Origin of the sequence: Bradyrhizobium sp., assembly GCF_035652035.1 — a bacterium.
GTDB lineage: Bacteria > Pseudomonadota > Alphaproteobacteria > Rhizobiales > Xanthobacteraceae > Bradyrhizobium.
In genome coordinates, this window is record NZ_DASREO010000015.1 from 187,702 (window position 1) to 196,772 (window position 9,071).

At 63.7% G+C, this 9,071-nt stretch carries 10 protein-coding genes; 8 read left to right on the forward strand and 2 right to left on the reverse strand.

The genetic code is table 11. The features are described from left to right. Window position 1: 1 nt before the first annotated feature. Window positions 2-652 (reverse strand): chloramphenicol acetyltransferase, encoded by a 651-nt coding sequence (locus tag VFB05_RS05785; protein WP_325009772.1) that lies wholly within the window; start codon window positions 650-652, stop codon window positions 2-4. Window positions 653-841: 189 nt separating this feature from the next. Here VFB05_RS05785 and phnC point away from each other — a divergent pair, with 189 nt between their 5' ends. The 4 genes from phnC to phnE (VFB05_RS05805) all read left to right on the forward strand — a co-directional run bounded on the left by phnC (window position 842) and on the right by phnE (VFB05_RS05805) (window position 4,445). Further along, window positions 842-1,657: a phosphonate ABC transporter ATP-binding protein gene (gene phnC, locus VFB05_RS05790; protein ID WP_414643153.1), complete on the forward strand. Its 816-nt coding sequence runs from the start codon at window positions 842-844 to the stop codon at window positions 1,655-1,657. A 73-nt stretch (window positions 1,658-1,730) separates the two neighbouring features. Then, window positions 1,731-2,642 carry a phosphonate ABC transporter substrate-binding protein gene (gene phnD, locus VFB05_RS05795; protein ID WP_325009774.1) on the forward strand — a complete coding sequence of 304 codons (912 nt, stop codon included), beginning with the start codon at window positions 1,731-1,733 and terminating at the stop codon, window positions 2,640-2,642. 64 nt (window positions 2,643-2,706) lie between these two features. Further along, on the forward strand, window positions 2,707-3,591 hold the full coding sequence (gene phnE / locus VFB05_RS05800) for a phosphonate ABC transporter, permease protein PhnE (protein ID WP_325009776.1): 885 nt from the start codon (window positions 2,707-2,709) through the stop codon (window positions 3,589-3,591). Continuing rightward, entirely contained in the window at window positions 3,588-4,445 is an 858-nt protein-coding gene (gene phnE / locus VFB05_RS05805) for a phosphonate ABC transporter, permease protein PhnE (protein ID WP_325009778.1), read from the forward strand. The genes phnE (VFB05_RS05800) and phnE (VFB05_RS05805) overlap by 4 nt, the downstream gene beginning before the upstream one ends. A gap of 656 nt (window positions 4,446-5,101) precedes the next feature. On the opposite strand, the gene phnF is transcribed toward phnE (VFB05_RS05805), so the two are convergent. Further along, a complete protein-coding gene (gene phnF / locus VFB05_RS05810) occupies window positions 5,102-5,827 on the reverse strand; it encodes a phosphonate metabolism transcriptional regulator PhnF (protein ID WP_325009780.1) in 726 nt (241 codons plus the stop codon). A 134-nt stretch (window positions 5,828-5,961) separates the two neighbouring features. On the opposite strand from phnF, the gene phnG reads away from it, so the two are divergent. The 4 genes from phnG to VFB05_RS05830 all read left to right on the forward strand — a co-directional run. After that, on the forward strand, window positions 5,962-6,438 hold the full coding sequence (gene phnG, locus VFB05_RS05815) for a phosphonate C-P lyase system protein PhnG (RefSeq protein ID WP_325009782.1): 477 nt from the start codon (window positions 5,962-5,964) through the stop codon (window positions 6,436-6,438). A gap of 5 nt (window positions 6,439-6,443) precedes the next feature. Next, window positions 6,444-7,052, forward strand: coding sequence for a phosphonate C-P lyase system protein PhnH (gene phnH, locus VFB05_RS05820; RefSeq protein ID WP_325009784.1), 609 nt, complete (start codon window positions 6,444-6,446; stop codon window positions 7,050-7,052). A gap of 3 nt (window positions 7,053-7,055) precedes the next feature. Further along, window positions 7,056-8,171, forward strand: a complete 1,116-nt coding sequence (locus VFB05_RS05825) for a carbon-phosphorus lyase complex subunit PhnI (protein ID WP_325009786.1) — start codon at window positions 7,056-7,058, stop codon at window positions 8,169-8,171. Then, window positions 8,168-9,071 (forward strand): alpha-D-ribose 1-methylphosphonate 5-phosphate C-P-lyase PhnJ (locus VFB05_RS05830; RefSeq protein WP_325009789.1); only part of this gene is annotated, 904 nt, incomplete at its 3' end. The genes VFB05_RS05825 and VFB05_RS05830, both read left to right, overlap by 4 nt.

Sequence of the window (9,071 nt, forward strand, 5' to 3'; positions counted from 1 at the left end):
GTCAGGCACTTTGCTTTTGCAGAGACGAAAGTTGCGCCTCGTATTTGTCGAGAAAGTCCTCGATGGTCAATTTCCGGAAATCGGGTAGCGCCATGCGCAGGCGCTCGTGCTCCCAGTCCCACCAGGTGAGCCGCACCAGGCGCTCGGCGATGCTTTCCGAAAACCGCCGCCGGATCGGTCGCGCCGGATTGCCTGCCACGATGGTATAATCGGGCACATCCTTGGTGACGACGGCGCCCCCTGCGATCACCGCGCCGTTGCCGATGCGCCGTCCTGGCAGCACGATCGCGCCGTGGCCGATCCAGACATCGTGGCCGATATGGACGCGATGGCTTTTGCGCCAGGCGAAGAACTCGGCATCGTCAGCCTCGCCTGCGAAATATGCGCTGGCGCGATAGGTGAAATGCGCCTGCGTCGCGCGCTGCATGGGATGATTGCCCGGATTGATCCGCGTCATCGCGGCGATGGAGCAGAACTTGCCGACCGTGGTGTAGGTCATCTGCGAATCGTTCACGACATAGGAATAGTCGCCCATCTCGACGTCGAGCAGCATCGTGCGCGCGCCGACCTCGCAATAGATGCCGAATTTTCCCTCTTGGACTTTAGCAGTAGGATCGATGGTCGGTTCGATCGAGAGTGCCTTGCCTGCCATCCGAAAAATCCCGCTTTGGCCGAAATCAAGTTGTCTATAGTATTAGACAACTTGACGGACGAATGACAATTTCGTGACGGTCGTCTCGCGGCATGTGCGCCGCGCGCCTCGCGCCGCGGCGCCTGTCACAAAACTGTAGAACACGAGCGCTAGCGGTGGCCCAACGGATGCGGACCGGAGCAGCAGCGCATGTTGGTGGTGGAAGGTTTGACGTGCCGTTTCGGCGCAAAAGCCGCAGTCGACAACGCGTCCTTTTCGGTCGCCCCTGGTAGCTTCGTCGGCGTGATCGGCCGCTCCGGCGCCGGCAAGTCCACCCTGTTGCGAACCATCAACCGCCTCGCGCCCGCGACCGAAGGCCGCATTCTTTATGACGGCGTCGACGTCACGGCGCTGCGCGGCAAGGAGCTGCGGCAGTGGCGGGCGCGCTCGGCCATGATCTTCCAGCAGTTCAACCTGGTCGGCCGGCTCGACGTCCTGACCAATGTGCTGATGGGACGGCTCGCGAGCGTCTCGCAGCTGCGCGCACTGATCAAGCTGTGGCCGGATACCGACAAGGCGATCGCCTTGTCCGCACTCGAGCAGTTCGAAATCGCCCCGCTCGCGGCGCAGCGGGCCGACCAGCTGTCGGGCGGCCAGCAGCAGCGTGTCGCGATCGCACGCGCGCTGGTTCAGGAACCCGAGCTCATTCTGGCCGATGAGCCGATCGCCTCGCTCGATCCGCACAACACGCGCGTGGTGATGGACTCTCTCAAGCGCATCAACAGGGATTTCGGCATTACTGTGCTGTGCAACCTGCATTCTCTCGAACTGGCGAAGGGCTATTGCGACCGCCTGATCGGCATGGCCGCAGGCAAGATCGTGTTCGAGGGCACGCCGGAGCAGCTGACGAATTCGGAATCGGGACGCCTCTACGGCCTCGATGCCGATGGAAGGGCCGGGCAACCGGCCAATCTGAACGGCACGGTTGTCGACGCGTCCGTGCTCGGCGTGGCTGCCGTCGCCTAAGCCGGCGGCGAATATCATCATCCTTGCGGCCTTTGCCGCCAAAAAAAACCTCAACCTGCCAGGAGAGATCTCAATGCTCAATCGCCGTTATTTCTTGTCTGCCACCGTTGCGGTGCTCGCCATGAGCGCGACCGCAGCCCATGCCGACGACTGGAAATCGAAATACAAGGAGCTGACCTTCGCCGTGATCCCGGCGGAAAACGCCTCCGGCGTGTCCGATCGCTATGCGCCCTTCATGGATTATCTGAGCAAGGAGCTCGGCGTTCCCGTCAAGCTGCGCATCGCCAACGACTACGCAGCCGTGATCGAGGGCCAGCGCGCCGGCAACATCCAGATCGCCTATTACGGACCGGCCTCGTACTCCACGGCCTACATGACTGGCGTCAAGCTCGAGCCCTTCGTCACCACCCGTAACCATGACGGCTCCGTCGGCTATTACTCGGTGATCTATGTGAAGGCCGACAGTCCCTACAAGGACATCCACGACCTCAAGGGCAAGACCATCGGCTTTGTCGACCCGAACTCGACTTCCGGCTACAACGCGCCGCGCTTCTTCCTGCACAAGATCGGCCTCGATGCCGACAGCTTCTTCGGCAAGTCGGTCATCACCGGCAGCCACGAGAACGGCGTGATCGCGCTCGACAAGGGCACGGTCGACTGCGCCGCCGACTGGTGGAATTCCGACACCGACTCCAACCTGACCCGCATGGTCAACAAGGGCATGGTCAAGAAGGAGGACTTCCGGGTCATCTTCAAGTCGGGACTGCTCGCCGGCTCGCCCTACGCCTACCTGTCCGACCTTCCGCCTGAATTGAAGCAGGCCATTCAAAAAGCCTTCGTCGAGGCGCCAACCAAGGACAAGGCGGCGTTTGACCGCCTCTCCGATGGCAAGGACCTAGAGTTTGTTCCGGTCACCCACAAGGATTACGAGACCACCGTCGAGATGATCCAGTTCGTCAACGACATGCGCAAGAAGCGCTCCTGATCGTTCCGTGCGGGGGAGCTGCGATGGTGTCGCAGCTCCCTTTCCGCTTTTGACCGAAGAGATCATGACCTCACGCATCCTGAGCTTATCCCCGGCGCGGCTCGAGGTTCTGGTATCAGACTATCAACGCAAGATTGCGCGCAGGCGCTGGCAATCGCTGCTGGCGCTCGCCATTCTCGCCGTCCTGATCGCGGTCGCCGGCAAGGTCGGCGAGGTCAGCCCGGCCAATCTGATCGACAATATCTCGAACTTCACGAGCTATTTCAGCCGCATCCTTCCCAGGATCAGGACCGAGACGTTTGGCGCCGATGTCGCCGATTGGTACTGGAACATCACCGGCTGGCTCAAGCTGTTGCTCGACACCGTGCTGATCGCCTATCTGGCGACGCTGATCGGCGCCGGCGGCGCGTTCGTGATGTCGTTTCTGGCGGCTGCGAATCTGGCGCCCTCGAGCTGGCTGCGATGGTGCATCAAGCGGCTGTTCGAGTTCTGCCGCACCGTGCCCGACCTCGTGTTCGCGCTAATGTTCGTGAGCGCCTTTGGTCTCGGGCCGCTTGCAGGGATTCTCGCGATTTCCATTCACACCTTCGGCACGCTCGGCAAGCTGTTCACCGAGGCGATCGAGAATATCGACATGAAGCCGGTGGAAGGCGTGCGCTCTACCGGCAGCCGCTTCGTCGATATCGTGCGTTTCGCCGCGCTGCCGCAGGTGATCTCGACCTTTGCGAGTTACACCTTGCTGCGCTTCGAGATCAATGTGAGGTCGGGTTCGGTGGTCGGCATGGTCGGCGCCGGCGGCATCGGCCAGGACCTGTTCGTCGCGATCCGCAAATTCTACTACACCGACGTCAGCGCGATCCTGCTGATGATCATCGTTTGCGTCGCTGCGATCGATCTCCTGACCGAGCAGATTCGGCACAAGCTGTCCGGCGGGAGCGAGAATCGATGAGCGGCCGTCCCTCGCTTTGTCCAACCGACCCGGGCGAGGTGCTCGCGCGTCACCAAACCCTGCTGCAGCGCTCGCCGCTGCAGCGTGCGTCGTCTCTCGCAATTCCGGTCGCCCTTGCGCTCCTGACGGCCTTCGCAATCTGGTGGCTGGAGATTCCATTCAGCCAGATCCTCACCGGATTGTCCTCGCTGGCGAAATTCGTCGCGCTGATGTTCCCGCCGTCGACAGGGGGCCATCTTGCACTGCTGGTCAAGGCCATGGAGGAGACGCTGGCGATCGCCTTCCTGGGAACGCTGATCGCGACCGTGATGGCCTTTCCGATCAGCTTTTTCGCCGCCAGCAACACCACGCCCCATCCGCTGGTCCGCTTTCTGGTCCGCCGCGCGCTGGATACGATCCGAAGCGTCGACGCCCTGATCTGGGCGCTGGTCTTCGTCGGCGTGGTGGGCCTGGGGCCGTTTGCCGGCATCCTGGCGATTGCGGTATCCGACACCGGCGCGCTCGGCAAATTGTTCTCCGAGGCGATCGAATCGACCGACGCCCGCGGCCGCGAGTCGGTGCTGGCCAGCGGCGGAACGCAGCTGCTGGCGGTCCGCTTCGGCCTGCTGCCCCAGGTGCTGCCGATCATTGCCGGCCAGATCCTCTACTACTTCGAGTCCAACGTCCGTTCGGCGACGATCATCGGCATCGTCGGCGCCGGCGGCATCGGGCTGCAGCTGTCAGAGCAGATCAGGACCTATGATTTCGATCAGGTCGCCTTCGCGGTCATCATGATCCTGGTCACGGTCGCCGTCATCGATGTGATCTCGGGCAAGCTGCGCTTTGCCATCATCGGCCGCCGGGCGGTGGGGTGAGCAAAGCGTGACGCGAGCGTGACTGCCCGTCGCGTTAATCTGTCGCAGCCTGCCTGGCTTGTCATGTTCGGCAAATCAGAAGTAGCTTTCCCGCTATCCCGCCTCGCTTACAGAGGGACGTATCGCGGTCGTCACGACACGTGAGGCGGGGATGCGGTGGACGTGAAGGCGCTGCCCGACGAGCGGCGACTATTTGCGTACGGCGAAATCGTGTGGTCCTGGCGCCCCAAAGCTTTGGCGTCAAGTTGCCGACGGTGCTGGCGCATCGTGGGCTGCGACGGTGGCAAACGAGAAGGTTCACCGAGGAGAGCGCGCTATAAGCCGTAAAACCATCGCGCAGGGAAGGCCGGTGTGATCACCGCCTGTACCCTAGGTTTTCGCGCTCTTTGCGCAATTTTTTGCGCGAGAGCCCCGGGTGCATGCGGCCACCCGGTCTTCCCTGCGCCCTTGTGACTTCTCGAGGGCGACGAACGAGGCATAGCTCGGGCGAACTCCGTCGCGAGAAGGCGAACGTATATTCACTCGGTGTCATGCCCCGCGAAGGCGGGCATCCAGTCTTCCAGAGGCTTCGGCAGAGCATGGACGTCTCTGGAATACTGGATCGTCCGGTCAAGCCGGACGATGACAGCGGAATGGTTGGCGAAGGTGAATGCGCCTCAGCTCTCCACCACGAACTCCACCCGTTCCGCCGCAAACCGCGAGCGTTTGGTCACCAGCGGTTTGCCGTCAGCGTCGACATCGGTCGCATCCACCACCAGCACCGGGCGGCCGAGCGCAAGGTCAAGCCGCGCGGCGTCGGTCGCCTCCGCGATCGCCGCCGTGATCCTGGTCCAGCCGCGGCGATAGTCGCGCACACCGTAATGGTCGAGCAGCTTGGTCATGGAACGCACATTGGCAAACACGCGGCCCGCGTCCGGGAACTGCTCGGCCGAAAGCCAGGTGGTGCTGACGCAGATCGGCGCGCGGTCGGCGAGCCGCACCGATTCGATGCGGATAAGGGGCGCGCCGGTCTTCAGGCCGAGCTGGCGCGCCAGCTCGCGCGTGGCCGGCTCCTCAGCGGCCTCGATGAACTGCCCACGCGGCTCGCGGCCGCCGGCGCCGACGATCTCGGAGAACCGCGTTCGCGAGCGCAACGGATAGGCAAGCCGCGGCGCCTCGACATAGGTGCCGCTGCCGCGCTCGGCGCGCACCAGCCCGCGCTCGGCCAGCGCAGCCAGCGCCCGCCGCACGGTGTGGCGGTTGACCCGATAGATTTCGGCGATCTCGGTCTCGCCCGGCAGCCGTTCGCCGGCCGCATAACGGCCCTCGGCAATGCCGCGTTCGATCCCGTCTGCGACCTGGCGCCACAGGGCGACGCCGGACGCCATGTCCTGCAAGCTCATGGCGCGAGGTCTATCACGCTGTGTCGCGAAAATCACGCTTTTGTCACCGAACAGTCATGGCGTTTCATTATCAAGTTGTCTAGTATGATAGACAACTTGAGGCCGGCCGGGGTAGACAGGCATCGGGACCGATGATGAGCGTTCAGGATCACATGCAGCGCGACGAAACCCGCGATATTGCCCGGCGCAAGGCCGCCATGGCCGTGCTGGCGCATGCCGCAGCGGCTGAGATCCGGGCCTGTCTCGAAGGTGTCGCGTTGCCGGCCTATGAGAAATTGCGCGAGGCGGAGAGCGGCCTGGTCATGGTGCGCGGCCGCGTCGGCGGCGACGGTGCGCCCTTCAACCTCGGCGAGGCCACGGTGTCGCGGGCGGCGGTGCGGCTCGCGACCGGCGAGGTCGGCTTCGGCTACGCGCTCGGCCGTGACAGCGAGAAGGCGCTGATGATTGCGCTGTGCGACGCGCTTGTGCAGTCGAGCGAGCTCGCCGAGGTCGTCGAGGACAGGGTGATCGCGCCGTTGCGTGCGGCGCTGACAGCCGATCGGCAGCAACAGGCCGCGCGGACGGCGGCCACCAAGGTCGATTTTTACACAATGGTTCGCGGTGAGGGGTGAGTGTGATGACGACGATCGCCGAACTGCCCGCAGGCTTTGCCGACAAGGTGTTGTCGGCGCAGACGACGTTCCGCTCGGTGATGGAGGCGATGGCGCGGCCCGGCTCCGTGCAGCGCGTGATCGCCTCCGTCGGCACGCCGCCGCATCTGATGCGCGGCACGGCGGCGATTGCGCTGACGCTGTTCGATCACGACACGCCGGTCTGGCTCGACCCGCTGCTCGCCGAAACCACCGAAGTGAAGAAGTGGCTCAAGTTCCACAGCGGCGCGCCGGTCGTGACCGACTCGTCCATTGCAAGTTTCGCGCTGGTCAGTGAAGGCGACATGCTGCCGGAGCTCGACCGCTTCGCGTTCGGCAGCAGCGAATATCCCGATCGGTCGACCACCGTCATCCTGCAGGTGGACAGCCTCGCGAGAGGCGCACAATACGAATTGAGCGGGCCCGGGATCGACGGCCACGCGATCCTGCAGGCTTCGTTCAAGCCGAATGATCTGTTCGAACGGCTCGCCATCAATGCCGCGCTGTTTCCGCGCGGCATCGATGTCGTGCTGGTCGCCGATGATGCGATTGTCGCGATCCCGCGCACGACGCGCTGTGTCGGTTACGGAGGTTAGGGAATGTATGTTGCCGTCAAGGGAGGCGAGCGTGCGATCGAGAACGCTCATCGCCTGCTAGCGCATGAGCGGCGGGGCGACAAGGATGTGCCCGAGGTCACGCTGCCGCAGATCTCCGAGCAGATGGCGCTCGCCGTCGATCGCGTCATGAGCGAAGGCTCGCTCTATGACCGCGAACTCGCGGCGCTCGCCATCAAGCAGGCGCGCGGCGACATGATCGAGGCGATCTTCCTGGTGCGCGCCTTCCGCGCGACGCTGCCGCGGTTCGGCGCGACCGAGCCGGTCGATACCGGACGGATGGCCGTGCAACGGCGGATCTCCGCGACCTTCAAGGACATTCCCGGCGGCCAGATTCTCGGGCCCACCTTCGACTACACCCATCGTCTGCTCGATCCGCAACTTGCCGAGGGGTTCGTTCCCGAGGAGCCCAAGAATGCTGTAGCGGCGGCTGCAGTATCAGACGGCGCGATGCCGCGTGTGACGGATATCCTCAGGCAGGACGGACTGATCGAATCCTCCCCGCAGGCCGAAGCCGATCAAGTGGTCGGCGATCTCACCCGCGAGCCCCTGAGCTTCCCGGCGGATCGCGATCTGCGGCTGCAGAATCTCGCACGTGCCGACGAAGGCTTCCTGCTTGCGCTCGGCTATTCCACCCAGCGCGGCTATGGCCGCAACCATCCCTTTGTCGGCGAGATCCGGTTCGGAGAAGTCGAGGTCGAATTTTTCGCCGAGGACACAGGCTTTGCGGTCCCACTGGGATCAATCGAGCTGACGGAATGCCAGATGGTCAACCAGTTCAAGGGATCGGCCACGGAAGCGCCGTGCTTCACCCGCGGCTATGGCCTTGCCTTCGGGCAGAGCGAGCGCAAGAGCATGTCGATGGCGCTGGTCGACCGCGCACTTCGCGCGCGCGAGCTCTGCGAGGAGGTGCGCGCGCCGGCGCAGGACGAGGAGTTCGTGATGTCGCACTCGGACAATGTGCAGGCGACCGGCTTTGTGGAGCATCTGAAGCTACCGCATTATGTCGACTTCCAGTCCGAGCTTGGCCTCTTGCGCAAGCTCCGCAAGGAGTTCGCGCAAGCCGCAGGCGAGGTCGAATTGCGGGAGGCCGCGGAATGAGTGCGGCCGGATACAACTTCGCCTATCTCGACGAGCAGACCAAGCGGATGATCCGGCGCGCCATCCTGAAGGCGATCGCCATTCCCGGCTATCAGGTGCCGTTCGCCAGCCGCGAAATGCCGATGCCCTATGGCTGGGGCACCGGCGGCGTGCAGGTGACCGCCGCGATCCTCGGCCCCGACGACGTCCTGAAGGTGATCGACCAGGGCTCCGACGACACCACCAACGCAATCTCGATCCGGAAATTCTTCGAAAAGACCGCGGGCGTCTCGGCCACGACCTCGACTGCGGACGCGACCGTGATCCAGACGCGTCACCGCATTCCCGAAACCGCGCTCCATGCCGGGCAGGTGCTGGTCTATCAGGTGCCGATCCCCGAGCCCTTGCGTTATCTGGAGCCGCGCGAGACCGAGACGCGGCGCATGCATGCGCTCGCCGAATACGGGCTGATGCATGTGAAGCTCTATGAGGACATTGCCCGCTTCGGCCATATCGCGACCGCCTACGCCTATCCCGTGAAGGTGAACGGGCGCTACGTGATGGATCCGTCGCCGACGCCGAAATTCGATAATCCCAAGATGGACAATTGCCCGGCACTGCAATTGTTCGGCGCCGGCCGCGAGAAGCGCATCTATGCGATCCCGCCCTATACCCAGGTCGTCTCGCTCGATTTCGAGGATCACCCGTTCGAGCCTTATCGTTTCAACGCGCCTTGCGCGCTGTGCGGCGCCGAAAATTCCTACCTCGACGAGATCGTCACCGACGACAAGGGCAGCCGCATGTTCGTCTGTTCGGACACCGATTATTGCGAGGGCCGTCAGGCCTCCGGCCATCACGGCGCCCTGAGTGCTGCGCCGTACAAGGACAAGGCGCAAGGAGAGGCACAAGCAGAAGCCCAAG